The 23,132-nt window shown below is 66.8% G+C and carries 23 protein-coding genes and 1 pseudogene; 13 read left to right on the top strand and 11 right to left on the bottom strand.

All coding sequences use genetic code 11. From position 1 onward, the window contains the following. Positions 1-406, top strand: a pseudogene (locus RMCB_RS25635) (HNH endonuclease signature motif containing protein); the annotation flags it as partial. Here the strand turns inward: RMCB_RS25635 and RMCB_RS25630 are convergent. Further along, positions 407-1,033 carry a class I SAM-dependent methyltransferase gene (locus tag RMCB_RS25630; protein WP_062831021.1) on the bottom strand — a complete coding sequence of 209 codons (627 nt, stop codon included), beginning with the start codon at positions 1,031-1,033 and terminating at the stop codon, positions 407-409. Between the two features lie 52 nt (positions 1,034-1,085). On the opposite strand from RMCB_RS25630, the gene RMCB_RS25625 reads away from it, so the two are divergent. The 3 genes from RMCB_RS25625 to RMCB_RS25615 all read left to right on the top strand — a co-directional run bounded on the left by RMCB_RS25625 (position 1,086) and on the right by RMCB_RS25615 (position 2,792). Continuing rightward, complete coding sequence (locus RMCB_RS25625) at positions 1,086-1,571, top strand: ATP-binding protein (protein WP_234792233.1); 486 nt, start codon at positions 1,086-1,088, stop codon at positions 1,569-1,571. A gap of 141 nt (positions 1,572-1,712) precedes the next feature. After that, entirely contained in the window at positions 1,713-2,381 is a 669-nt protein-coding gene (locus RMCB_RS25620) for a GNAT family N-acetyltransferase (RefSeq protein ID WP_062830983.1), read from the top strand. 105 nt (positions 2,382-2,486) lie between these two features. Beyond that, the gene (locus RMCB_RS25615; RefSeq protein WP_029373081.1) at positions 2,487-2,792 is read left to right on the top strand and encodes a hypothetical protein; all 306 of its coding nucleotides are present in this window, start codon (positions 2,487-2,489) and stop codon (positions 2,790-2,792) included. Between the two features lie 37 nt (positions 2,793-2,829). Here RMCB_RS25615 and RMCB_RS25610 read toward each other — a convergent pair whose 3' ends face one another. Together RMCB_RS25610 and RMCB_RS25605 are read right to left on the bottom strand one after the other, a co-directional pair. Next, positions 2,830-3,489, bottom strand: coding sequence for an enoyl-CoA hydratase-related protein (locus tag RMCB_RS25610; RefSeq protein ID WP_062830982.1), 660 nt, complete (start codon positions 3,487-3,489; stop codon positions 2,830-2,832). After that, complete coding sequence (locus RMCB_RS25605) at positions 3,486-4,115, bottom strand: TetR/AcrR family transcriptional regulator (protein ID WP_062830981.1); 630 nt, start codon at positions 4,113-4,115, stop codon at positions 3,486-3,488. The genes RMCB_RS25610 and RMCB_RS25605 overlap by 4 nt, the downstream gene beginning before the upstream one ends. 126 nt (positions 4,116-4,241) lie before the next feature. On the opposite strand from RMCB_RS25605, the gene RMCB_RS25600 reads away from it, so the two are divergent. Further along, positions 4,242-6,806, top strand: coding sequence for an ABC transporter ATP-binding protein/permease (locus RMCB_RS25600; RefSeq protein WP_062830980.1), 2,565 nt, complete (start codon positions 4,242-4,244; stop codon positions 6,804-6,806). After that, on the top strand, positions 6,803-8,530 hold the full coding sequence (locus RMCB_RS25595; RefSeq protein ID WP_062830979.1) for an ABC transporter ATP-binding protein: 1,728 nt from the start codon (positions 6,803-6,805) through the stop codon (positions 8,528-8,530). The genes RMCB_RS25600 and RMCB_RS25595 overlap by 4 nt, the downstream gene beginning before the upstream one ends. A gap of 121 nt (positions 8,531-8,651) precedes the next feature. Here RMCB_RS25595 and RMCB_RS25590 read toward each other — a convergent pair whose 3' ends face one another. Beyond that, positions 8,652-9,914, bottom strand: a complete 1,263-nt coding sequence (locus tag RMCB_RS25590; RefSeq protein WP_062830978.1) for an amidohydrolase family protein — start codon at positions 9,912-9,914, stop codon at positions 8,652-8,654. 24 nt (positions 9,915-9,938) lie between these two features. On the opposite strand from RMCB_RS25590, the gene RMCB_RS25585 reads away from it, so the two are divergent. Continuing rightward, positions 9,939-10,775, top strand: a complete 837-nt coding sequence (locus RMCB_RS25585) for an AraC family transcriptional regulator (protein ID WP_062830977.1) — start codon at positions 9,939-9,941, stop codon at positions 10,773-10,775. Here RMCB_RS25585 and RMCB_RS25580 read toward each other — a convergent pair. Both RMCB_RS25580 and RMCB_RS25575 read right to left on the bottom strand, forming a co-directional pair. Beyond that, positions 10,772-11,533 (bottom strand): DUF2127 domain-containing protein, encoded by a 762-nt coding sequence (locus RMCB_RS25580; protein WP_062830976.1) that lies wholly within the window; start codon positions 11,531-11,533, stop codon positions 10,772-10,774. The two genes, RMCB_RS25585 and RMCB_RS25580, sit on opposite strands and share 4 nt — an antisense overlap. A 36-nt stretch (positions 11,534-11,569) precedes the next feature. Further along, positions 11,570-12,229: an O-methyltransferase gene (locus RMCB_RS25575; RefSeq protein WP_062830975.1), complete on the bottom strand. Its 660-nt coding sequence runs from the start codon at positions 12,227-12,229 to the stop codon at positions 11,570-11,572. 57 nt (positions 12,230-12,286) lie between these two features. On the opposite strand from RMCB_RS25575, the gene RMCB_RS25570 reads away from it, so the two are divergent. Continuing rightward, positions 12,287-12,976, top strand: a complete 690-nt coding sequence (locus RMCB_RS25570; RefSeq protein WP_201028347.1) for a histidine phosphatase family protein — start codon at positions 12,287-12,289, stop codon at positions 12,974-12,976. Here the strand turns inward: RMCB_RS25570 and RMCB_RS25565 are convergent. Beyond that, positions 12,960-14,399, bottom strand: a complete 1,440-nt coding sequence (locus tag RMCB_RS25565; protein ID WP_029373072.1) for an NHL repeat-containing protein — start codon at positions 14,397-14,399, stop codon at positions 12,960-12,962. The two genes, RMCB_RS25570 and RMCB_RS25565, sit on opposite strands and share 17 nt — an antisense overlap. Positions 14,400-14,660: 261 nt before the next feature. Here RMCB_RS25565 and RMCB_RS36110 point away from each other — a divergent pair, with 261 nt between their 5' ends. Beyond that, the gene (locus RMCB_RS36110; RefSeq protein WP_062830974.1) at positions 14,661-14,993 is read left to right on the top strand and encodes a hypothetical protein; all 333 of its coding nucleotides are present in this window, start codon (positions 14,661-14,663) and stop codon (positions 14,991-14,993) included. 89 nt (positions 14,994-15,082) lie between these two features. After that, positions 15,083-15,991: a DMT family transporter gene (locus RMCB_RS25555; protein WP_062830973.1), complete on the top strand. Its 909-nt coding sequence runs from the start codon at positions 15,083-15,085 to the stop codon at positions 15,989-15,991. On the opposite strand, the gene RMCB_RS25550 is transcribed toward RMCB_RS25555, so the two are convergent. Further along, the gene (locus RMCB_RS25550; protein WP_062830972.1) at positions 15,981-17,192 is read right to left on the bottom strand and encodes an MCE family protein; all 1,212 of its coding nucleotides are present in this window, start codon (positions 17,190-17,192) and stop codon (positions 15,981-15,983) included. The genes RMCB_RS25555 and RMCB_RS25550 overlap by 11 nt on opposite strands. Before the next feature lie 285 nt (positions 17,193-17,477). Between RMCB_RS25550 and RMCB_RS25545 the strand changes: the two genes are divergently transcribed. Next, on the top strand, positions 17,478-18,038 hold the full coding sequence (locus RMCB_RS25545; protein WP_062830971.1) for a carboxymuconolactone decarboxylase family protein: 561 nt from the start codon (positions 17,478-17,480) through the stop codon (positions 18,036-18,038). A 9-nt stretch (positions 18,039-18,047) separates the two neighbouring features. Here RMCB_RS25545 and RMCB_RS25540 read toward each other — a convergent pair whose 3' ends face one another. Next, on the bottom strand, positions 18,048-20,225 hold the full coding sequence (locus RMCB_RS25540) for an elongation factor G-like protein EF-G2 (RefSeq protein ID WP_062830970.1): 2,178 nt from the start codon (positions 20,223-20,225) through the stop codon (positions 18,048-18,050). Between the two features lie 175 nt (positions 20,226-20,400). Between RMCB_RS25540 and RMCB_RS25535 the strand changes: the two genes are divergently transcribed. Continuing rightward, positions 20,401-20,763, top strand: a complete 363-nt coding sequence (locus RMCB_RS25535; RefSeq protein ID WP_062830969.1) for a nuclear transport factor 2 family protein — start codon at positions 20,401-20,403, stop codon at positions 20,761-20,763. Positions 20,764-20,772: 9 nt separating this feature from the next. Here the strand turns inward: RMCB_RS25535 and RMCB_RS25530 are convergent, their stop codons facing one another. Both RMCB_RS25530 and RMCB_RS25525 read right to left on the bottom strand, forming a co-directional pair. Then, positions 20,773-21,207 carry a TIGR03668 family PPOX class F420-dependent oxidoreductase gene (locus tag RMCB_RS25530; protein ID WP_029373065.1) on the bottom strand — a complete coding sequence of 145 codons (435 nt, stop codon included), beginning with the start codon at positions 21,205-21,207 and terminating at the stop codon, positions 20,773-20,775. A 27-nt stretch (positions 21,208-21,234) separates the two neighbouring features. Beyond that, complete coding sequence (locus tag RMCB_RS25525) at positions 21,235-21,756, bottom strand: hypothetical protein (RefSeq protein WP_062830968.1); 522 nt, start codon at positions 21,754-21,756, stop codon at positions 21,235-21,237. Positions 21,757-22,055: 299 nt separating this feature from the next. Here RMCB_RS25525 and RMCB_RS25520 point away from each other — a divergent pair, with 299 nt between their 5' ends. Next, a complete protein-coding gene (locus RMCB_RS25520; protein WP_062831018.1) occupies positions 22,056-23,126 on the top strand; it encodes an ABC transporter substrate-binding protein in 1,071 nt (356 codons plus the stop codon). Positions 23,127-23,132: the final 6 nt, after the last annotated feature.

Below are 23,132 nucleotides of genomic sequence, written 5' to 3'. Positions count from 1 at the left end.
CTACCTGGCCGTGTTCGACCACCACACCAACGTGCCGCTCTACCTCGGCCGCACCAAACGCATCGCCACCCCCGGGCAACGGCTCATGCTCTTCGCCCGCGACCGCGGCTGCACCTGCCCGGGCTGCACCGCCAGCGGGCACCGCAGCCAAGCCCACCACGCCACCCGAGACTTCGCCAAAGGCGGGCTGACCGACATCACCGACCTCACCCTGGGCTGCGGGCCCCATCAACGCCTCGTCGGCCCCGGCAAATGGACCACCCGCATCAACACCCACGGCCGCTGCGAATGGATCCCACCAGCGCTGCTCGACACTGGCCAATCCCGCATCAACACCTACCACCACCCCCAGCAATACTTCACCGACAACCAAGACGACGACGAAACAGACTGTCCCCCAAAATGATCAGGGGGTGGCAGAGGCGATGATGAACGCCTGGTCCGCCGTCTCCTTGAGCTGCGGTTGGCGCTCACGGGTGGCTGTCGCGTACCCGGTGAACCCGGCGGCGGCCAGTGCGTCGCGCACGACGGCGGGGTCGTGGCGCAGGAAGGTCATCGAGACTGCATGTCCGAAGGCTTCGTCGAAAGACAAAGGAGGAGCGCCGGTTTGGAAACCCAGAAGCAACCACCCTGGGTCGGTGAGGACCCGGCGGAACTCCGCGAACAGGTCCGCAAGCTCGTCGGCTGGGGTGTGGATGATCGAATACCACGCAGACACCGCAGAGAAAGTGCTGTCGCGGTACGGCAACTCGCGCATATCGGCCACCTGGAACCGAACCTGCGGATACCGCTTGCGGGCAATGGCAATCATGGCAGGTGATCCGTCGACGCCCACGGTGCTCAGGCCGAACCGGGTGAGTTCGGCGGCGGCTTGACCCGGCCCGCACCCGACGTCCAGTGCGGCGTCGCCGCCCGATCGCAGCACCAATTCGGTGAACGACCGCACCAGGCAGCGGTCGAACGGTCTGACGTCGAACTCGTCGGTGAAGTGCTGTGCGTACTCGGCGGCGATCAGCTCGTACTGGTCGAACACTGTTCCGACAGTAGTGCTCTTGCAGCCGGCGAAACCTGGTACAGGTGGTGAGGTGAGCTCCGGATCGCCGATGGCTGCAGTGCTCGTCACCGGAATGTCGGGTGTGGGCAAGTCAACCGCCCTTGCGGAGCTCGCCCTACGCGGTTTCGACACGGTCGACACCGACTATGGGGATTGGGTCCACGTCGTCGACGGCGAGCCGCTGTGGCGTGAACCGCTCATCGACGAGCTTCTTCGTCGACCGCGTATTCGTCCGCTGTTCGTTCAAGGCACCGTGGCCAATCAGGGCCTGTTCTATGCACGATTCGATGCCGTCGTCCTGCTGAGTGCTCCTCCCGACGTGATCTTCGATCGGCTCCGCACCCGTACTGGAAATGACTTCGGCAAGAGCGCTGTTGAGCGGTCTCGGATTGTGCGAGACATCGCTGAGACTGAGCCGCTGTTGCGCTCCGCGGCCACGTACGAGATCGACACCACTCAACCGCTCCAACGCGTTGTCGACGCTCTCGCCGCAATCGCTGAGAGGGCCCAGCGATGAAGAGGTTTCAGGACTCCGGAATCGAGCTGGACGGACGCAGGGTGAGTATCGGTCGTTTTCATCCGGTGAGGTTGCTGCCAACCTCGTCCGGCCGCTGTGAACCCGTCGCAGGCAGGACTGAGCTGCTCTAGGCTCTGGGGCATGACCGATCACGACAAGGCCGCCGCGCGGCGTGAGATTGCTGACGCTCTGCTCAATGCACTCAACCGCCGCCACGAACTGCTCGACGTGATCGTGGAGGCAGACGACCGCAAGAGCGCGGTCGACGCTGTTGCGACGCTGCTCAACACGTCGCATGCCGCCGCCGATGCTGTCGTCGGGTTGTCCTTCGACCGGATCACCAAGGAATCGCGGCGACAGATCGCCGCAGAGCTCGATGATCTGAACAGTCAGCTGTCGTTCACCGCGCAGGAACGCCCTGCAAGCTCCGGCGAGACGCTGGTGCTGAGATCCTTCTCGGCCGCCATCGACCGCGACATCTTCGAGGCTCGCACGGCCGATGTCGGCGCGTCCGGCGACGGTTCCGGCGCACCCGCCGCCGATATCGACGACGAGATCCGGGCGGCCCTGGCCCGAGTGGATGCCGACGAGGCCGCATGGTTCGTGGCGATCGAAGGCTCGGAGAAGGTCGGCATGGTCTTCGGTGAACTCAGCGGTGGCGAGGTGAACGTCAGGATCTGGATTCACCCCGATTACCGCAAGCGTGGGTACGGCACTGCGGCGCTGCGCAAATCGCGGTCGGAGATGGCTTCGTACTTCCCTGCCGTGCCCATGGTTGTCCGCGCCCCGGGGGCTGTTCCGCCAGCCTGACAACTTCTTCCCCGGCCACGCTCCTGACCACGGCTTTCGCCGAAAAGTGGTGTCTGTGCTCACAGATTCCTTGGCAGGCAGCTCACAGGGGAGGATTATGGAGGCATGCTAACCATACGAAAACTCGCGGGAACAGTATTCGTAGCGGGAGCCGCAGCGGCCATTGCCGCCGCACCGACGGCCATGCTCCTCGCTGATGCGCCGGCCTCACTGACCGACCTGAGCGGAACCAATCAAGTGGTACTCGCCGACCCGGTCGGCGGCGGCGACGCAGGCGGCGGTGGCGGCTGCGACAGCGGCCCCGGCTGGCAGGGCTGCGGTGGCTGGAATCCGGCCCAGGGTGGTTGGGGCCACGGCTGCCTCAACGGCATCTGCGGAGGCTGGGACGGCCAACGCGGGTGGGGTAACTAGCCCCCACCCGGCGGCGGGCTGACCGGCTCGGCTCCGGTCAGCTGTTGGCCTTCAGCGCCTGCGCGGCGACGCCGAACATGACTTCTTTGATGGCGCCGAGCGTGCCTGCGTCTTTGCCGTGCAACGAGCGCAACAGATCGGTGGCCGCAACGGTCACCCCGCCTTCGGGGGCAGTGGCGTCCACCAGCCCGTGGGCGTGCGCGTCCACGCCGCCGAATCGGCGGCCCGTCGTCATCGATGCGACGGCGGCCTGCGGCGTCAGCTTGGCCTGGATCAGCGCCGCCATCCCGGGTGTGAACGGGATGTGGATGTCCACCTCGGGAAAACAGAAGAAGCCCCGGTCGGCTCGCATGACGCGGAAGTCGTGGGCCATGGCCAGCATTGCCCCGGCGCCGAACGCGTGACCGACGACGGCGGCCGCGGTCGGCACCGGGAACGTCAGGACCCTGGCCAGCAGGCTCTGGACGCGTCCGACGTACCACGCGCCCTGATCACTATGTGCGCCAAGCCAATCCAGGTCCAGGCCGTTGGAGTAGAACTTGCTGTCGGCTGTGGTGACCAGGCCGTGTGCCCCTTTGGCGAGCACGTGGTCGAGCTGGGAGTCGACCTCGTCGAGGAACTCGGGGGAGAACCGGTTCTCGTCGTCCCCGAGATCGAGGACAGCGATCTCGCCGTCGAAGTCCAGTGTGGTTGTCATGGTGCACCTTTCGTCGGTCGGTGATTGTCATTGGTAGGGCTTGGGCCGATGTCGAGTACCGCGTACACCGCGGCGCCGAGGTGACGCAGTGCGGTGGGGTCGCCGAGTCGATCACGCTGCAGCAGCAGTGCCGTGGGCAGGTCGACGATGCAGGTCGTGACGGTGTCCACGGCGGCGCGGTCGCGTCGACCCCACGCGGTCTGTGCCAACTCGATCATCAGGGTGAGCAAGTGTTTCTGAAGTGAGGCAACCTCGTTGGCGAGGTCGTCGGGTAACCCGACCGCGGCGATCTCGTGCGGCGGGAACAGCAACACCAGCCGGGCGGATGCCGGATGGTCTTCGGCGAACACCGCGGGGGCCTGCGCGGCGGCGGCGATCGCGTCGGGGCCGCTGGACGCCGCGTCCACCAACTGTCGCTGCAAATCGAGGAATCTGCGTGCCGCGCGAAGCCAGGCTCGGCCCACCAGACCGCCACGGGACCCGAACTGGTGGTACAGCGCTCCGTTCGATACGCCAACGGCCGCGCTCACCGCGCGGATGGTCACCGCCGCGAGGCCAGAAGTCACTGCCATCGATTCGACGGCATCGAGAACCGTGTCCGGATCGTGGACACGCGGGCGGGGCATGGCGCCACAGTAACAGAGCGTCTGCTCTATAACTATCGCCATGCCGGTTGAGCGTGATGACAGTAGGTAAGGCTACCCATACTTTGTGGGATATCGTGGGCAGGACCAACCGGGAGGGGACCGTCGATGGCACGCGGATTTCAGGGCGCGATCATGCGGGGCTTCGGCGCCCGCGATCACCAGGCCACCGTCGTCGGGACCGAATGGCGTACGCCGAATCTTCTACGTATCCGCATGGTTTCGCCGACGCTGTTCGAGGATGCACTCGCCGAGCCGACGTCCTGGTTGCGATTCTGGTTCCCGGACCCGGAGGGATCCAAGACGGAATTCCAGCGGGGTTACACGATCGTCGAGGCCGATGTGAGCACTGGACACTTCGCCATCGATGTCGTCCTGCACGAACCGTCCGGACCGGCGTCGCAATGGGCCAGGGCCGCGACAGCGGGTGCCACCGTGCCGGTGACGACGCTGGGCTCGGCCGGCTTCAGCGTGCCGGAAGAGCCGCCGGCCGGCTACCTGCTGATCGGCGACGCCGCAGCCACGCCCGCGATCAACGGCATCATCGAAGCCGTACCGCACGACATCCCGATCGAGGTCTACCTCGAGCAGCACGACGAGTCCGACGTACTGATCCCGATCGCCGAGCATCCGAGGATGTCGGTGCGGTGGATCGCCCGCACCGACCCGACCTCACTCGCGGCGGCCATCGAGGCCAGGGACTGGTCTGACTGGTACTGCTGGGTGACTCCGGAGGCCGGATCCCTCAAGCATCTCCGCGTGCGATTGCGCGACGAATTCGGCTTCCCCAAGACGGAGATTCACGCACAGGCCTACTGGACCGAGGGCCGGGCGATGGGGACCAAGCGCGACGACGCACCGGCAGAGGCCGTCAAAGACGTTGCCGCGCAACCCGACAAACAACCGGAACCACAGCCGAGCGCACCCCGGGGGAACTGGCGCGCACAAGCGGCGGGCCGGTTGCTGGCCCCGCTCCGCACGCCGCTGATCGTCTCCGGCGTGCTGCAGGCCGTGATCACGCTGGTTCAGCTGGCGCCGTTCGTGCTCCTCGTCGAACTGGCGCGGCTGCTGCTGACCGGAGCCGACCGCGAGCGCTTGTGGACCTTGGGGCTCACGGCCGTAGGACTGCTCGGTACCGGCACCTTCCTGGCCGCGGTGCTCACGTTGTGGCTGCATTGGATCGACGCGAACTTCGCCCGCGATCTGCGAACCCGGTTGCTGACCAAGATGTCTCGATTGCCGCTGGGCTGGTTCACCGCGCGCGGGTCAGGCTCGATCAAGCAGCTGGTGCAGGACGACACGCTGTCGCTGCACTACCTGGTCACCCATGCCGTCCCCGACGCCGTCGCCGCGGTGATCGCACCACTGGGCGTGCTGATCTATCTGTTCACCGTGGACTGGCGGCTGGCCGCGGTGCTGTTCATCCCGGTGCTGGTCTACGTCGTGTTGATGTCGGTGATGACGATCCAATCCGGGCCCCGTATCGCACAGGCGCAGCGCTGGGCCGAGCGGATGAACGTCGAGGCCGGGGCCTACCTCGAAGGCCAGCCGGTGATCCGCGTGTTCGGTGGCGCGGCCGCATCGAGCTTCCGCCGCAGGCTCGACGAGTACATCGGGTTCCTGGTTGCCTGGCAACGGCCGTTCACCGGTAAGAAGTCGCTGATGGACCTGGTCACCAGGCCGGCTACGTTCGTGTGGTTGATCGTGGCCGTCGGCACCCCGATGATCGTCAACGGCTGGCTGGCCCCGGTGAATCTGTTGCCGTTCCTGTTGCTGGGCACTACATTCGGCGTCCGATTGCTGGGCATCGGCTACGGCCTGGGCGGTATCCGGGGCGGCATGGTCGCCGCCCGGCGTATCCAGAACGCGCTGGACACACCGGATCTGGCCATCGCAGCACCTGCCGCGCCCCACGATGATGCGGGTGCGGTGGTGTTCGACCACGTGACGTTCGCGTACCGACCGGGCGTCCCGGTGATCGAGGACGTCTCGCTGACGCTGCGGCCCGGCACCGTCACTGCGCTGGTCGGCCCGTCGGGATCGGGCAAGTCCACGCTGGCGGCGCTACTGGCCCGTTTCCACGATGTCGACGCGGGCGCGATCCGGGTGGGCGGCAAAGACATTCGCACGCTGAGCGCCGACGAGCTGTACCGCCGTGTCGGGTTCGTGCTGCAGGACACACAGCTGGTGGCAGGCACCGTCGCGGAGAACATCGCCCTCGCCGATCCGGAAGCGGGCATCGAGCGGGTACGAGAGGCGGCGCGTGACGCGCAGATCCACGACCGGGTGGTGCGCCTGCCCGACGGCTACGACACGGCGCTGAGCGCGGCACCGGCCCTCTCCGGTGGCGAACGACAACGACTGACCATCGCGCGGGCGATCCTGGCCGACACCGAGGTGCTGATCCTCGACGAGGCCACCGCATTCGCCGATCCGGAGTCGGAATACCTTGTGCAGCAGGCACTCAACAGACTGACCCGGGACCGGACCGTGCTCGTCATCGCGCACCGGTTGCACACCATCACCCATGCCGATCAGATCGTCGTCCTCGACGCCGGCCAGATCGCCGAAATCGGCACGCACGACGAATTATTCGCGGCGGGCGGCCGCTACCACCAGCTGTGGGAGACAGGACGCCGCGACACCGTGACCGCCGGAGAGGCTGCCCGATGATCCGCACGCTGATCGCCCTCATCCCCACCGACAAGCGAGGCACGGTCGGTGTCTACGGCGTGCTGACACTGATATCGGTGGTGATCCGCGCCGCGGGGACAGTGCTGCTCGTCCCACTGGTCGCGGCACTGTTCAGCGCCGACCCCGCCGGCGCCCTGCCGTGGTTGGGCTGGCTGACCGCCGCGACTGTCATCGGCTGGATCATCGATACCACCACATCACGGCTCGGATTCGACCTCGGCTTCGCCGTGCTGGACCACACTCAGCACGACATCGCCGACCGCCTGCCGAACATCAGGCTCGACTGGCTGTCCGGCGACAACACCGCCAACACCCGGCAGGCGATCGCGGCGACCGGGCCGGAACTGGTCGGCCTCGTGGTCAATCTGCTCACACCGCTCATCAGCGCGGTCCTGCTGCCCGCGGCCATCGCTGTCGCGCTGATCGCGGTGTCGCCGCCGCTGGGACTCGCGGCGCTCGCAGGGGTGGTCGTCCTGCTGGGTGCGCTCTGGGCGTCGGGCCGGTGCAGTCGCGAGGCCGACGCCCTCGCCGATGAGACCAACCGCGCATTCACCGAGCGGATCATCGAATTCGCCCGCACCCAGCAGGCTTTGCGGGCCGCCCGGCGTGCGGAACCGGCACGCAGCCTGGTCGGCGACGCGCTGGCCGCTCAGCACGGTGCGAGTGTGCGACTGCTGGGCATGCAGATCCCCGGTCAGCTGTTGTTCAGCCTTGCTAGCCAGTTGGCCCTGATCGCGTTGGCGGGCATGGTCACAGTGCTGACCATCCGTGGGGAGCTGAGTGTGCCGGAGGCGATCGCGCTGATCGTCGTCGTCGCCCGCTACCTGGAGCCCTTCGCGGCACTCGGTGACCTGGCCCCCGCCATCGAGTCGACCCGCGCCACCATACAGCGGATCGGCAGCGTGCTGTCCGCGCCGACGATGACCACGGGAACCGTTGTGGGCGAGCAGGACTGCGTGCCGCGCATCGAGTTCGAGGACGTCAGCTTCGCCTACGGCGACAACATCGTGCTCGACAAGGTCAGCTTCGTCCTCGAACCAGGTGGCACGACAGCCATCGTCGGGCCGTCCGGATCGGGCAAGAGCACGATCCTCGCGTTGATCGCGGGCCTTCACCAGCCCACCGGCGGCCGCGTGCTGATCGACGGCGTCGACGCGTCGACGCTGGATGCCGAAACCCGGTGGGCCGCAACGAGTGTGGTGTTCCAGCACCCATATCTGTTCGACGGTTGCATACGCGAGAACGTTGCGCTGGGCGACCCGGCAGCCGATGCCGACCGACTCGCGGCGGCGATGCGGCTGGCCCGGGTCGACGAGCTGATCGGCCGGCTACCCGACGGCGACGCCACCAAGGTCGGCGAGGCGGGTTCGGCGCTGTCCGGCGGCGAACGGCAACGGGTCAGCATCGCCCGCGCTCTCGCCAAACCTGCTCCGATCCTGCTGGTGGACGAGGCGACCAGCGCGCTGGATACCGAGAACGAGGCTGCCGTCGTCGATGCGCTCACCGTCGATCTGCGGCCGCGTACCCGAGTGATCGTGGCGCACCGGCTGGCCAGCATCCGGCATGCCGACCGGGTTCTGTTCGTCGACGGTGGCCGGATCGTCGAGGACGGCAGCGTCGACGAACTGCTGCGCGCAGGCGGGCGGTTCGACGAATTCTGGCGTCAACAGCATGCCGCGGCCGAGTGGCAGATCTCGCACTGAGCGCGTGGACTTACCCCCGCGAACAGACACTGGGGTTCGCGACACGCCGCGCTTGGAGTACCGCGGCGTCTGCTCGCGGTGGAAGGTGAGCGGTGGAAGGTGAGCGGTGGAACGGGTCAGGTCAGGCTTTGGCGAGCTGCTTCTTCTCGTAGAGCCGCGCCCACTCGGCGCGCGGGCGGATGGACACGTCGACATCAGCGCCCTTGGCGCGCAATGCCTTTACCGTGGCGTCCTCGCGTGCGGTGCGCGCAAACGGATCCCAGCCGAAGAACCGGCAGGAGTTCTCCCAGGTGATCTTGTTGATGTCGGAATCGCTTGCGCCTGCGGCGTTCAACTCGGCCAGCACCTGTTCGGGCGCGTCGGGCCAAAAGCAGTCCGAGTGCGGGTAGTCGCACTCCCACGCGATGATGTCGATGCCGATCTCGTGACGCAGTTTCAGCGACGTCTTGTCGGTCACGTAGCAGGCCAGGGAGTGCTCGCGGAACACGTCTGACGGCAGCTTGTCACCGAAGTCGCGGCGCAGCCACTTCTGGTTGGTGTAGTGGCGGTCGCTGCGATCGAGATAGAAAGGGATCCAACCGATTCCGCCTTCGGAGAACGCGAACTTCAGATCGGGGTAGTTGCGCATGGCCGGGCCCCACAGCAGGTCCTGGGCGCACATCGCCGAGACCTGGGTGGCGAGGATGATCAGGTTGTCGATCGGCGCATTGGGGGCCATGCTGATGGCCCCGAAGCCGGTGCCGATGTGCAGGCACATGACGACGTTCTCCTCGGACAGAGTCCGGAACACTGGGCCCCAGTAGTCCTCGTCGTGGTAGCTCGGAAGCCCTTCCAGATGTGGCAGTTCCGGCATGGTGACGGCACGACAGCCCTTGGCGGCGACGCGGCGGATCTCCGCACACATCGCCTCGGGGTTCCACGTCGGCATGATCGCGATCGGGATGAAGCGGTCCGGGTAGGAGCCCGCCCATTCATCGATGTGCCAGTCGTTGTAGGCCGACACCATCACCAGCGTCGCCTCTTCGCGGTGCATGTTGAGGTGACGTGCCGAGAACCCGGTGAAGGTCGGGAAGCACATCGACGCCAGGATGCCGTTGCGGTTCATGTCGCGGACGCGCTCGTGCACGTCGTACACGCCCGGGCGCATCTCGGCGAAGCCGGCAGGGTCACGGCCCCATTCCTCGGCAGGCCAGGACACCACCGCGTTGAGGCCACTGACGCCCTGTGGACGGCCCTGATACATCCACTGATCGACGCCCTTGTCGTCGGTCACCACGATGGGCGCCTCGTCCTTGTACTTGGCGGGCACGTGGCGCAGGAACATGTCGGGCGGTTCGACGACGTGGTCGTCGATGCTCACGAGGATCAGGTCGTCAGTTTGCATAGCTCAGTAGTACCGTCGGAGAGCGTGACCGTCTCTGCGCTTTCGGACAGAGATTTTGCCGAAACGGCCAAAATCTCGCGACCGGTCATCGAGCTGCGCCGCGGTGGCCGGGCGCTGGCCGGAAGCTACCTCTACCAGGGCGAAGGCCTGATCACCGGCTGGCACTCGCATGAGGTCCACCAGATCGAATACGCGCTGCACGGTGTGGTGGAAGTGGAAACCGACGCCGCGCACTATCTGCTACCGCCTCAGCAGGCCGCATGGATCCCCGCCGGTCTGGAGCACCAGGCGGTGATGAGTCCCGATGTGAAGACCATCGCGGTGATGTTCGATCCGCAGCTGATCGCGGAACCGGGCGACCGCGCACGCATCATCGCGGTGTCGCCACTGATCCGGGAGATGATGATCTACGGGCTGCGGTGGTCGATCGATCGGGCCTGCGGTGACGACACATCCGACACGTTCTTCGCGACGCTCGCGCATCTGGTCGGCGAGGCGCTCGATCACGAAGCGCCGCTGAGCCTGCCGACCAGCGACCATCCGATCGTGGCGGCCGCGCTGGCCTACACCAAGGAACATCTGGCCTCCGCCACGGCCGAGGAGGTCAGCCGCGCGGTGTCGGTCTCCGAACGGACGCTGCGGAGGCTGTTCTCGGAGACACTCGGAATCTCATGGCGGACATACCTTTTGCATGCCCGGATGTTGCGGGCGATGGCCCTGTTGGCGGCACCCGATCAGTCCGTGCAGGCCACCGCGACCGCCGTCGGATTCGAGAGCCTGAGCTCGTTCACCCGGTCCTTCAACCAATTCTGCGGAGAAACGCCGTCGGCCTATCGATCACGTGCCCGCGACGAGCGTTAGCTCGCGGCGAGCCCGGCACGTTCGACGCTGAGCAGGCTTTCGGTGTGGTGTTCGGCGCGGTAGGCCGCACCGCCGCCGTTGATGCCGAACAGCCGCTTGCTCCACAGCAACCAGATCACCGCGGCGACGTTGATGAGGAACGCGCCGAGTCGCACCACGGTCACCTTCTCGGTGAGTTCGTAGATCTCCAAGGGCAGAAACACGCTGGTGGCGATCACCGCGAAGTACTCACCCCAGCGCTGCGTGAGCCACAGCCCGACCGCTTCGATCAGTTCGATCAGGGCATAGACCGCCAGACCGACGGCGATCCACATGAGCGTTGTCGCCGACAGGGAGAACGCGTGATCGATGGTGCGGATGATCCTGGAATCGTCCATGTTCCAACCGATTTGGTCGGCGAGCGGACGGATGAGCGGGATGTCCTTCTGGAACGCGTCGTGCAGCTGTGACCGGGTGGAGCGGACCTTCAGCACCCCGATCGCCAGCGCCACGAAAACCACCGCGCGGATCGCGCGTTCTACGGCCAGCGCGCGCATGATCGTGCGGTCGCGCAGCAGCCGTCCCCGCGGAACCTCGGGGGCGGTGTCGGCGGGCCCGTGACCTCTCGGCGGGCCGACGACGAACGTCTCGCACCGCAGACAGCGCCACGCCTCACCGACAGGGGTGTCGGCGCGCAGGCGCTCGCGCAGCTCGGGCTCATCGGGGTTGAACGTGGCGTGGCCGCGCAGGCCGCAGGACCGCAGCGCGAAATTCACCATTTCAGCACCGTAGCGGAGCGGCAGGCGATGACCGCGCTATACGCGGCAGCTGATCTCCATGCTGTCGCTGTCGCGGGCCAGGAAGTTCACGCTGATGTAACCGTTGTCGCTGTCGCGGACGTAGTCGAGGTACGGCTGGGTATCGGCCATCGACGTGTTGTCCGCGACCAGCAAGGCGCCCGTCGCCAGCTGAGGCTCAAGCAGTTTGACGACCGGCAGGTACAGCTCCTTCCAGCCGTCGAGCAGAACCAGGCCGATCTCCCCGTCGACGGTCTTGAGGGTCTCCAGGGCGTCACCGGCCAGCACTGTGATGACGTCGTCCAGTCCCGTCTCGGCGAAGGTTCTGGTGGCGGCTTCGATCTTGGCGGCGCTGAGCTCGGTGGTGAAGAGCCGGCCGAAACCGTTGTCGCGCACCGCAGAAGCCAGATGCAGCGCCGACAGTCCGAATGACATGCCGAACTCGACGACGATCTGCGGCTTGGTGGCCCGCACCAGCGAGTAGAGCAGCCGGCCGGCTTCCGGCGTCACCGGCATGTAGATGTCGCTGAGGGCGTCGGCGCGTTCTTGTGAGGTCGCTCCGGTGAGGTCGGCGAATCGGCCGCCGTTGCCCTCACGCAGCTTGGCGAACTGTTCGTCGGACGCGGCGTACATCCGGTCCAGGGCTGCGGCGACTGTGACATCGTGGAGGGTAGTCATGCTAACGAAACTACGCCCGATGGGATGTCGATGGGTCGCTCCGTAGCTGCACGGTTCATGTCCCTCGTGGTCACCACGGTGTTGGCCGGGTGGTGCGTCGTCGTCACCCCGATCGCGGCGGCGGGCGGCTATCGCACCATCACTCTGACTTTCGTCCGGCATGCCCAATCCATGGGCAACGCAACGGGCCTCATCGACACGTCGACCCCCGGCCCGTCGCTCACCGAGCTCGGCCGCACGCAGGCCGTCGCCAGTGCACAGCGCCTGGCGGGCAACCATTACGACGGCATTTTCGCCTCGACGATGGTCCGCACCCAGCAGACCGCGCAACCGATGGCCGACGCGCTGCACGAGCCCGTCACCGTACTGCCCGGGCTGCGGGAGATCGAGGCCGGAGATTACGAAGGTCAACCCGAGGCCGACGCAGTCGGAACCTACTTCGCTGCGCCGCAGCAGTGGCTGCGCGGCGACCGATCCGCGCGGATTCCGGGTTCGGTCGACGGCAACGAGTTCGATGCGCGGTTCGACGACGCGGTTCAGCAGATCTACGACAGCGGCGACGTCCAACCGGTCGTCTACTCGCACGGCGGCGCGATCATGCTGTGGGTCGCGATGAACGTCACCAACGCCGATCCTGGCCTGCTGCTGACGCATCCGCTGAACAACACGGATTACGTTGTGGTTGACGGTAATCCGACCAACGGCTGGCGACTGGTCGACTGGAACGGCGTCAGGGCAGCGGCGTGATGCGCTGAATCCCGGTGACCGTGCCTTGGTAGATCGCCCCGCCCGGTGCCGTGGTGCCCGCGGTCTGGATCGGGTCCGCCGCGGTGGTGACGCCGATGAGCTGTTCGGTGAGCACAGCTCCGGTGCCGGGATCCACGGCGGCGTAGAAGAACTTGTCGCCGGGCGTGGTGCCCAGCTGATCGTTGACGGGATTGTGCCGCGTGACGGTCACGATCGTGCCGTCGGCCACCGAGAGCTTCGGAACGGCCGCCGAGCGCACGGTGTTGTTCCACGCCACATCGCAACCGGAGTTGTCAGGCCGGACATCGACCCGCGTCATGCCTCCGACAAAAGGAGCGGTGGCAGGTACCGCGGAACCGGCATCGGCCGGCACCGCGGGATACGGATAGCCGTACGTGCTGGCCGCGATCACCGTGCGTCCGGCGCCGATCGGCGAGTTCTCCGAGCCGGGGCCGCCCGACGTGAGGACCGGGGTGCTGCACAGGACCGCGCCGGAGGCCGTGCTGACGACGATCAGATGAACCTGGTTGTCGGCGTTGTCGATGAGCGTCAGGTACTCGCCGCCGGTCACCGGTCCGAAGAACGTGGGCGTCGATCCGCTGCCCCAGCTCAGCTGCCCGGGCTTGCGGGCCGAACCCCGGTCATAGCCGACCCGGTACTTGACCACGGGGTTGCCCGTCGCATCCTCGGTCAGCAGGTACAGCGCGTGCGTGGTGACCACCGCGGTGCCCTGGGGCGCGGTCGCGATGCTGTTGGCGACCCGCTCGCCGTCGGGCAGAGCGACGGACGTGACCTTCCTGGTCGTCGTGTCGACGATGCCGACCGTGCCGCCGGAAGTGGCGTACCAGACCTTGCCGTTGTAGGCGGGCGCGAGGCTTGTGACGGAGTCCCCGGACGGCAGACCGGTTCCCAGCGGCGTCGACTCGACGATCGACAGGTTCCACAACCCGAGCTTGTTACGGGTGTGGGCGACCCGGAGCAGGTTGGCGTCGCCGTCGACCAGCACGAGCCGGTCGTTGTGGTCCAGATAGGCGTAGACGCCGCCGAGCAGGTTGCCCGCCGACACGGCCATGCTGGTCAGCGGTGTGCCGGAGGATTTGTCCAGTAGGTAGACGCGCGGCGTGCGGCCGAGGATCTGGGTGCACAGTGCGACGGGCAGCCCGTCGGACCCGATCAGGATCGTCGGGCAGGCCGCGGCCAGGCCGATGGGCTGGGCCACGACCCGGCGCGTGCCGGGACCAGGCAGGGGAGTCGTGTCCGAGGCGCCGCTGTCGCCGTGCATGGACGCGGTGCCCGTGGGGCCGTCGTAGGGATTGTCGGGTAATTGCGGACCGTACTGGCTGGCGGCTCCGGCCGGCGGAGAGGTCAGTGCTGTCACCAGCACCCCAGCCAGGAGCGCTGCAAGCCATCGGCTTACCGACATCGTCAACTCCTGGTGGCGGGCGGAACCGTACGGGTCCCGAACGCTACGGCGGCCCGATCACGAAACCGCATCCGCAGGAACTCGGTTGAGCCAAGAACTCCGACACGCCGCGACACGTGCGTGGCGGGCGCCTGGTGGGTATGTCGGATGTGACGCGCACAGCACCGACCGCTGGCTGCGGCGCCGGTCACGTCCGGCTCCCCAGCCTGGCATTACGGCGCTACTGTGAGCAATAACATTCCGGCGATGGGAGCGGGGCAGATGAGATTTCGGCTATTGCCATACGTCACCGTCGAGGTCGACGACCGCTTGCGGCGTCGCGCGCGCAATGCCGGCGAACGGCTGCGGATCAACGTCAGGGCTTACCTGCGCAGCGCGGCCGATGACGTTGAGACGGCCAGCGGCCGGGTCCGCGACATGTGCGACAACGCCGTCAACCGCGTCGACTCCGCGGTCGCCACGGTGAACGACAAGATCGCCCCGGAGACCCGGCTCGAGGCCAAGCCGGAGCCTGCGGCCGCGCCCGAATCGGATTCTGTGCCCGACGCTGCGCCACCGCAGCAGCCTGAGCAGCAGCATCTGGAAGTCGGATAGACCCGGACCGGCGCGAGGGCGTCAGGCACTCTACGGTTGAAGGTGACTGGCGTTCAGGGGCCGACCGGCCCGAAAGGGGTTGACGAGGCTTGCTCGGCAACGGTCTGGCGGTGCTGTTCGCGCTGTGCGCAGCGGTTTTCGCCGCGGTCGGCATCGTGGTCCGGCAACGCGCCACCATGGACGTGCCTGCCGAAAAGGGTGTCAGCACGGTCATGCTGCGGACCCTGCTGCGCCGCAAGTTGTGGTGGCTCGGCACCGCGTCCGCGGTAGCCGGGTACGCGTTTCAGGCGCTGGCGCTGGGTTTCGGATCGTTGCTTTTGGTGCAGCCGGTGCTGGTGTCGGCGTTGTTGTTCGCCCTGCCCCTCAGCGCCCGGCTGGCGGGCCGGCGCGTCAGCCGCGGCGAGTGGCTGTGGGCCCTGTTGCTGACGGCTGCGTTGACCGTGTTCGTCGTGATCGCCCGCGCAAGCACCGGCTTGTATCGGGTTCCCGTGTCCACCACGCTGATCGTCGCGGTGGTGTGTGTCGGCGTGGTGTCCCTGTTCGTCCTGGCCGCGATGCGCAGCACCAATTGGCGTCGCGCCGTACTGCTGGCCGCCGCGGTGGGCGTGATGTTCGGCGTGGTGGCGGTGCTGACCAAGATCGTCATGCACCTGGTCGCCGAGGGCAGTGTGCTCACCGCGCTGACCACACCTGCCCTGTACCTGGTGCTGGTGCTGGGGCTCGTGGCAACGCTCTTGCAGCAGTCGGCGTTTCACGCCGGGTCGCTGCAGACCTCGGTGCCGACCATGCTGGTGCTCGAACCGGTGGTGGCGGTGGTGCTCGGTTCGGTCGTGCTGGGTGAGCACATGTCGATCACCGGGTTGGAGCCCATCGCCTTGACTCTGTCGATCTGTGCGATGGCCGCCGCAACCATCGCGCTGGGCCGCGACGAGGGTGCCTACGAGGAGAAGCTCGAAGCCCAGGTGGGGCGCCGGTCGGTGAGCACCGTCACGGATTGATGGTGTGCTCGCCGATCTGGCGGCCCCAGACGTACTCCGACGTCAGCGGTTGGCCGAGTTCGAAGTGGTTGTACGGCGCGATCGACGCACCGGTGTCGAACACCAGATACGGCGCGGGCCACAGATCCCGGGTGATGGGTTGCCAGCAGCCGGGCCGTCCCTCGGGGCCGCCCTTGGCGTTCACCCGGGGCAGGTTGTCCGGATACACGTACGCGTTGCCCGCGCCGACGAGCGAGTCGTGCAGCAGGAACGAGTAACCGTTGCGGGTCTGCTGGGCGAACGCCGGCGCGGCCTCGTAGTAGTTGTGGATCATGCAGTACAGCGCAGGGCTGTTGCGGTCGAACATCGCGCTGACCGGCAGCAGGTCCTGGGCGCCGCGGACCAGGTAGGGGCCGCCGCGTTCGAAGATGTCACCGCCGGTGTTGCCGAAGCCGACTGCGGCGACGAGGGCTTGGTCGAGGTTGCCGCGTTGGTCGTTGAGGGTGTGGGCGGTGGTGACGGCGTTGGTGAGCCCGTTCCACAGGTCCGGTGACGCGTTGGCGTAGATCTCGCTGAGGTCGGCCAACGCCGTGATGTCGTGGCGGATCTGGGGCATGCGCGGATTGAGGTCGGCCAGGATGGTGTTGCTGTTGACGATCGACTGGCCGAATTTGTCGCCCAGGCCGTCGAGGGCCTGGGCCGTCGCGGTCAGGGTCTCGTTGAGCTTGATCGGGTCGACCTGCTCGGAGATCGCGGTGATGGTCTCGAACAGCGTGTTGAACTCTGTGGTCACACCCTGAGCCCGAATGGGGGTTTCGGCCGACAACCGCTGCGTCGACGGGTTGTCCGGCGAGACGAACGATATGTACTTGTTGCCGAACACCGTGGTGGCCCGCAATTCAGCGTGCACATTTTCCGGAATGAGATGCAGGTATTTCGGATCGACGTCGAGCAGCAACCTGGCTTCGGGGTTGTCCCCGACATCGACCACGTCGACAGAGGCCAGCCGGCCTATCGGCACGCCGTTGTAGGTGACCTTCGAACCGGGATCCATCGACAAGCCCGCCCGGCCGGACAGCACGGTCAACTGTGTCTTGGGCTCGAATGCGCCGCGGAACTGCATCCATGTCAGTGCCAGGATCACCACAATGGCCGTGGCGAAGACGAAGAAGGTCGTCTTGTACGGCGGGTCATAGCGCCAATGCCTGAACCGCTGCTCCAAGCCGCTCCGTAATCCGGCCGAGGATGAGGCCACGTGCAAACCTCCGATTATTGACGCAGCCAAAAGCTAAGCTGGTCAAACTTTCTCAAATGAGTGGAGATAAAAGCAACTCAATCGGGTCGATTGCGGTGCATATCAAAGCCGTGGGGGTAACGAGACGGGGGTCACGTGATGGCGATACGGCCCTGCGTGATGGCGGCCGGGTGTACGTTTAGCTCATCTACATTGTGATCGGTCGGGGAGATCGGTCGCCGCGCGGTGATGCGGTCGCAGAAGGGATCAACAATGCTGACGCCACTACCGGCTGAAGACTGGGACGACCATGCGCGTGAGGCGCTGGCCGGCACGGTGCCACCGGAGCGCCGAAACGCCGACGACGTGGGCAACGCGTTGGCGACCCTGGTCAGACATCCCGAGTTGGCTGGTCGCTTCCTGCCCTTCAACACCTATTTGCAGAAGTCCTCGCGGCTGCCCGAACGCATCAGGGAACTGGTGATCCTGCGCACCGCCCACCACCACGGCTGCGGATACGAGTGGGGACACCACGCCGTCATCGCACGTCGGCTGGGCCTCACCGACGAGGACATCACCGCGGCCCAAAGCGGTTTCGCCGCAGACGAATTCGATCAGGTCGTACTCCACGCGGTCGACGAGCTGCATTCCGGTTCGCGGATCGGGCCGGACACCTGGACCGCTCTGGGCGAACGGCTCGACGATCAGCAGCGCATGGATCTGATGTTCACGGTCGGCGGCTACGGCACACTCGCGTTGGCGCTCAACACCTTCGACGTCCAGCTCGAAGCCGATGCCGGCTCAGAAGCGCTATACACCGAGATCGACAGCTGAACCGCCCGGTTATTCCTCGCTGCGTACCCGGGCCGCCGCCGTCTCCGGCATCGGCTCATATCGGGCGAATGAGCGCGTGAAAGACCCAGAGCCATGCGACAGCGACCGCAGATCGATGGCGTACCGGGTCAGCTCGATCTCGGGGATCTCAGCCTTCACCGCCGTGCGATCCTCACCGACCTTGTCGGTACCGACCACGCGACCCCGCCGGCTGGACAGATCGCTCATCACCGAGCCGACGAGGTCGTCGGGCACCACCACCGTCACGTCATCGACCGGCTCCAGCAGGTTCACCCGGGTGGTGGCAGCGGCCTCCCGCAGTGCCAGTCCGCCCGCCATCTGGAACGCGAAATCCGATGAGTCGACGCTGTGGGCCTTGCCGTCGACGAGGGTGACCCGGATGTCGACGACGGGATAACCGAGCTCCGAACCGACCCCCTTCTCCATCTGGGCGCGCACGCCCTTCTCGACGCTCGGGATGAACTGGCGCGGAACGGCGCCGCCCACCACCTTGTCGACGAACTCGAAGCCCGACCCTTCCGGCAACGGCACTACCTCGATGTCGCACACCGCGTACTGGCCGTGCCCACCGGACTGCTTTACATGCCGACCATGGCCTTTTGCCTTGCCGCCGAACGTCTCTCGCAACGGGACGCGCAGCGGGACGGTGTCGACCGATACGCCGTACCGCCGCGACAGGGCGTCGAGCACGACGCCCGCGTGCGCCTCACCCATGCACCACAACACGATCTGGTGGGTCTCCGGGTTCTGCTCGATGCGCAGCGTCGGGTCCTCGGCGGCCAGGCGCTGCAATCCGACCGAGAGCTTGTCCTCGTCGGACTTCGCGCGTGGTTGCACGGCCACCGGCAGCAGCGGGTCGGGCATGGTCCACGGTCGCAGCACCAGCGGATCGGCCTTGTCGCTCAGCGTGTCGCCGGTCTCGGCGCGACTGAGCTTGCCGATCGCGCAGATGTCACCGGCCACCACCATCGGTGCCGGACGCTGTTGCTTGCCCAAGGGGAAGGACAGCGTGCCGATACGCTCGTCCTCATCGTGGTCGGCGTGTCCGGTCGTCGCATGCGCGCCGGCCTCGGCGCCGGGTGCGCTGCCATTCGGTACGAAGGCCGAAAAATGGCCCGACACGTGCACTGTCGCGTCGGGCCTTATGGTGCCGGAGAACATCCGGACCAGGCTGACCCTGCCGACGTAGGGATCCGACGTGGTCTTCACCACCTCGGCCAGCAGTGGTCCGGACGGGTCGCACGCCAAGGCCTTGCGGGGAGCGCCCGCAGGGGTGAACACCTCGGGCAGACGGTGGTGCGGCGGCGCCGGGAAGCCGCGGGTGGCGACCTCGAGCAGTTCCAGCGTGCCGATGCCCGAACCGCTGCACACCGGGATCACCGGGAAGAACGAGCCGCGCGCGACGGCCTTCTCAAGGTCTTCGATGAGCGCGTTCTGGTCGATGTCCTCACCGCCGAGGTAGCGCTCCATCAGCGTCTCGTCTTCGGACTCTTCGATGATCCCCTCGATGAGCGACCCACGGAGCTCGGCGATCTCGTCGGAGTACGAGTCGGCGGGCGCGTGCGACGAGTGCTTGCCGTCGGAGTAGTCGTACTGGGTCTGGGTGATCAACCCGATGACGCCATCCCCTGCCGGGAAATACAGCGGCAGCACCTTGTCGCCGAACGCCTGCTGTGCGGTGGCCAGCGCGTTGGCGTAGTTGGCCCGGGCATGGTCGAGCTTGGTGATCGCCACGGCACGCGGCATCCCGACCGCGCTGCACTCCTGCCACAACGCCTTTGTCGGCTCGTCCACGGTTTCGTTGGCCGCGACGACGAACAGCGCGCAGTCCGCCGCCCGCAGGCCGGCCCGCAGCTCCCCGACGAAGTCGGCATACCCGGGGGTGTCGATGAGATTCACCTTGATCCCGTTGTGCTGCAACGACGCCAGCGCAAGCCCGACCGAACGCTGCTGGGCGATCTCGGCATCGTCGAAGTCGCATACCGTCGAGCCGTCCAGCACCGAGCCGACGCGGGTCAGCACCCCGCCTGCCATCAGCAAGGCATCGACGAGTGTGGTTTTCCCTGCGCCCGACGGCCCGACCAGTGCGATGTTGCGGATCGCCTCCGGGCGCTCCGCGGTCGGTAGGGCTCCGTTGCCGGCCGCAGAGGCCGTCCTGTCCGCCATGACATGTCCTCCTGAGATCCCTTTCCACCATTCCCCGATGTGACCTACAGCACAAGGGCTGAGCGGTCGCGTCGGCGACTACCTGCGACGTAATCGACAGCAGCTGCTGGCGTGGAACAAGGTGTGGGGGACCGACAAACCGCACCGCAAAGGGTGCCGACCAGATGAGGACACCATGGCCGACTATGAAGATCTCGCCCAGCGCTACATCGACACGTGGAACGAAACCGATGCACTTGCCCGCCGCGCAGCTGTCGACCAGCTCTACAGCGAGCAGGCTCGGTACGTGGATCCGATGGGTGTCGCCGAGGGGCGGGACGCGATCGTGCAGATGATCGGGGCTGTGCAACAACAGTTTCCCGGGCTGACGTTCACGCTGGCCGGGCCTGTCGACGGCCACCACGACCAGTTCCGGTTCCGCTGGGAACTCGGGCCGGGCTCAGGGGAAGCGCCGATCGTCGGATTCGACGTGGCGACCACCGACGACACCGGCCGCATCGACAGGGTGCTGGGCTTCCTCGACAAGGTGCCCGCCTAGCGCTCTGGATCAGGCCTGCCAGGACGACCAGCGCGTGACCTCGATGGTGACGACTGGGCCGTCGAGCGCGATCCGTTCGTACTGGCGGTATTTGGCGCGCAGCAGGGCGTAGCCGGTCGCCATCTCGTCGCCGCTGTAGTGGGTTGCCCCGTGCCCGTCGGCCCGCACCCACCACAGCTGCGACCAGTCGTCGTCGTAGTGGTCGGCGAGCAGGCTCACCCGCGGGTCGCGTTCGATGTTGGCCAGCCTGCGCAGCTTCTGCGTCGACTTTCGTTTCGCGTCGACTGCGGTGTAGATGGTGACGCCTTCGGTGCCGCGATGCACCGCGAACACCACCGGAACCAGGTGCGGGGCGCCCGCGGGGCCCAGGGTCGCCAGGACTGCGGTGGGCGTGCCGGCGAACTGCTCGATGGCGTTGAACCCGGTTGCATCGAACTCGGCCATGCGTTCAGCGTAGAAGCAACGGCTGGGTCAGTGTGTGTGTCTTGGCTGTGGCGCCACGCTGTACGGCGTTCGGGTGACGTTGATCTCGGGCCGCTTGGTGGGTGTCTGCTGATACGTCGGCCGGTAGGCCGGCGCCTGGCTCGGCGGCGGCGCGGCAGGCGGAGGTGGCGGCGGCGGAGGCGGAGCGGGCGAAAGGCCGGCCCGTAACGGGGGCGGCGGAGGCGCAGTAGGACTCGACGCGGTCGTCGTCGCCGACGTCGGGGTCCGGTCGCCGGTGGATGACGGATTGCGAACGATCAACAGCACCAGCGACACCACGATGGCTGCGGTGGCCAGCGCAGCCGCGCCGAGTGCCACCGCGGCCCCGCGGGTGCGGTACCACGGCACCGGCGCGGGCTTGAAATTCCAGGTCGTGGCGTCGAACGCGTCGAAGCCGTCCGCCTCTGGTTCGGCTCCACCGGCTGGTGCGGGGGCATCCCCGCCGGGGGTTTCCGGCGCAGCGTCGGCCCAGAGGTAGTCGAAGCGACCAGCTGCCTCAGGTTCAGCCACGTTCTGATGCTAGCGCCACGACCTGCATGAACGCGTGATGATCGCAATGTCGACACGAGGATGAAACCCGGCGATGACGGAATGCGCCCCCGGCGATGGTCGGTCACGGTAGGGTTCGGACGTCCCGCCGGAGCCATTCACCGCAGCGACCAGTGTCGGTAACCGCGGCGCCATTGCTGCGCTTTCTGATCATCGGAAGGTTGGCAATGCTTTCCAGAACAGCGCGTCCCAGAACTTCGCAGCCCAAACTGATCCCGGGCATCATCGCCGCCGTCACGGCCCTGGTCGCCACCGGTGTGGTGGCGTGCGCCCCACCGCAGAAAGACAACGGTGGCGCGCAAACCCAATCGGGGGTCAAGGCCGCCGAGGCCACCTCCGCCGAGGCGTTCGGCGGCATGGACGGGCTGGTTACCGCGGCCAAGGCCGAGGGCGAACTCAACGTCATTGCGCTGCCCCCGGATTGGGCCAACTACGGCGCGATCATCAAGGCGTTCTCCGACAAGTACGGCATCAAGGTCAACTCGGCGCAGCCCGACGCGTCCAGCCAGGAAGAGATCAACGCCGCCAACCAGCAGAAGGGCAAGAGCGCCGCACCTGACGTATTCGACCTCGGACAGGCTGTGGCACTGGCCAACACGTCGATGTTCGCGCCGTACAAGGTGGCGACGTTCGACACCATCCCGGCGAAGTTCAAGGACCCGAACGGGGTTTGGGTCAACGGCTATGGCGGTTACATGTCGATCGGGTTCGATTCGGCCAAAGTGCCTGCCGTCACCAACGTCGACGATCTGCTGAAGCCGGAGTACCACGGAAAGGTCGCTCTCAACGGCGATCCCACCCAGGCCGGTGCCGCATTCTCCGGAGTGGTGATGGCGGCGCTGGCTCAGGGCGGGTCGGCCGACAACATCGCCCCCGGCGTCGACTTCTTCGGAAAGCTGCACCAGGCGGGCAATTTCCTGCCGGTGGATCCGACGCCGGCCACCATCGAGTCGGGCCAGACTCCCGTGGTGATCGACTGGAACTACACCAACGCCGCCGAAACCCGGAAGCTGCCGAGCTGGCAGGTCGTGGTGCCGCCGGACCATGCCGTCGCCGGCTACTACTTCCAGGCGATCAACAAGGAGGCCCCGCATCCAGCCGCGGCGCGGTTGTGGCAGGAGTTCCTGTTCAGCGACGAAGGCCAGAACATGTTCATGGTGGGCGGTGTTCGACCGGTCCGTGCCGACCAGATGGCCGTCGCGGGCACCGTCGACAAGGCGGCGTTCGCCAAGCTTCCGTCGATCGACGGGCAGGTGGTCATCCCCACCCCGGCCCAAACCGAGGCGGCCACCAAGTATCTGGCGGACAACTGGGCCAAGGCGATCGGCTGAGCGACC

The sequence above is a fragment of the Mycolicibacterium brisbanense genome, from assembly GCF_001570425.1.
GTDB classification, from domain to species: Bacteria; Actinomycetota; Actinomycetes; order Mycobacteriales; family Mycobacteriaceae; genus Mycobacterium; species Mycobacterium brisbanense.
The sequence above is the reverse complement of the archived record's forward strand: the minus strand, read 5'-3'. Positions and strand labels throughout refer to the sequence as shown.

Bases quoted from the DNA above. Each gene is read 5' to 3' on its own strand.
- RMCB_RS25605 (WP_062830981.1), bottom strand. From the start codon at position 4,115: ATGCCCCGCCCGCGTGTCCACGATCCGGACACGGTTCTCGATGCCGTC.
- RMCB_RS25620 (WP_062830983.1), top strand. From the start codon at position 1,713: ATGACCGATCACGACAAGGCCGCCGCGCGGCGTGAGATTGCTGACGCT.
- RMCB_RS25540 (WP_062830970.1), bottom strand. From the start codon at position 20,225: ATGGCGGACAGGACGGCCTCTGCGGCCGGCAACGGAGCCCTACCGACC.
- RMCB_RS25590 (WP_062830978.1), bottom strand. From the start codon at position 9,914: ATGCAAACTGACGACCTGATCCTCGTGAGCATCGACGACCACGTCGTC.
- RMCB_RS25575 (WP_062830975.1), bottom strand. From the start codon at position 12,229: ATGACTACCCTCCACGATGTCACAGTCGCCGCAGCCCTGGACCGGATG.
- RMCB_RS25600 (WP_062830980.1), top strand. From the start codon at position 4,242: ATGGCACGCGGATTTCAGGGCGCGATCATGCGGGGCTTCGGCGCCCGC.
- RMCB_RS25530 (WP_029373065.1), bottom strand. From the start codon at position 21,207: ATGGCCGAGTTCGATGCAACCGGGTTCAACGCCATCGAGCAGTTCGCC.
- RMCB_RS25565 (WP_029373072.1), bottom strand. From the start codon at position 14,399: ATGTCGGTAAGCCGATGGCTTGCAGCGCTCCTGGCTGGGGTGCTGGTG.
- RMCB_RS25595 (WP_062830979.1), top strand. From the start codon at position 6,803: ATGATCCGCACGCTGATCGCCCTCATCCCCACCGACAAGCGAGGCACG.
- RMCB_RS36110 (WP_062830974.1), top strand. From the start codon at position 14,661: ATGAGATTTCGGCTATTGCCATACGTCACCGTCGAGGTCGACGACCGC.
- RMCB_RS25610 (WP_062830982.1), bottom strand. From the start codon at position 3,489: ATGACAACCACACTGGACTTCGACGGCGAGATCGCTGTCCTCGATCTC.
- RMCB_RS25545 (WP_062830971.1), top strand. From the start codon at position 17,478: ATGCTGACGCCACTACCGGCTGAAGACTGGGACGACCATGCGCGTGAG.
- RMCB_RS25535 (WP_062830969.1), top strand. From the start codon at position 20,401: ATGGCCGACTATGAAGATCTCGCCCAGCGCTACATCGACACGTGGAAC.
- RMCB_RS25580 (WP_062830976.1), bottom strand. From the start codon at position 11,533: ATGGTGAATTTCGCGCTGCGGTCCTGCGGCCTGCGCGGCCACGCCACG.
- RMCB_RS25570 (WP_201028347.1), top strand. From the start codon at position 12,287: ATGTCCCTCGTGGTCACCACGGTGTTGGCCGGGTGGTGCGTCGTCGTC.
- RMCB_RS25615 (WP_029373081.1), top strand. From the start codon at position 2,487: ATGCTAACCATACGAAAACTCGCGGGAACAGTATTCGTAGCGGGAGCC.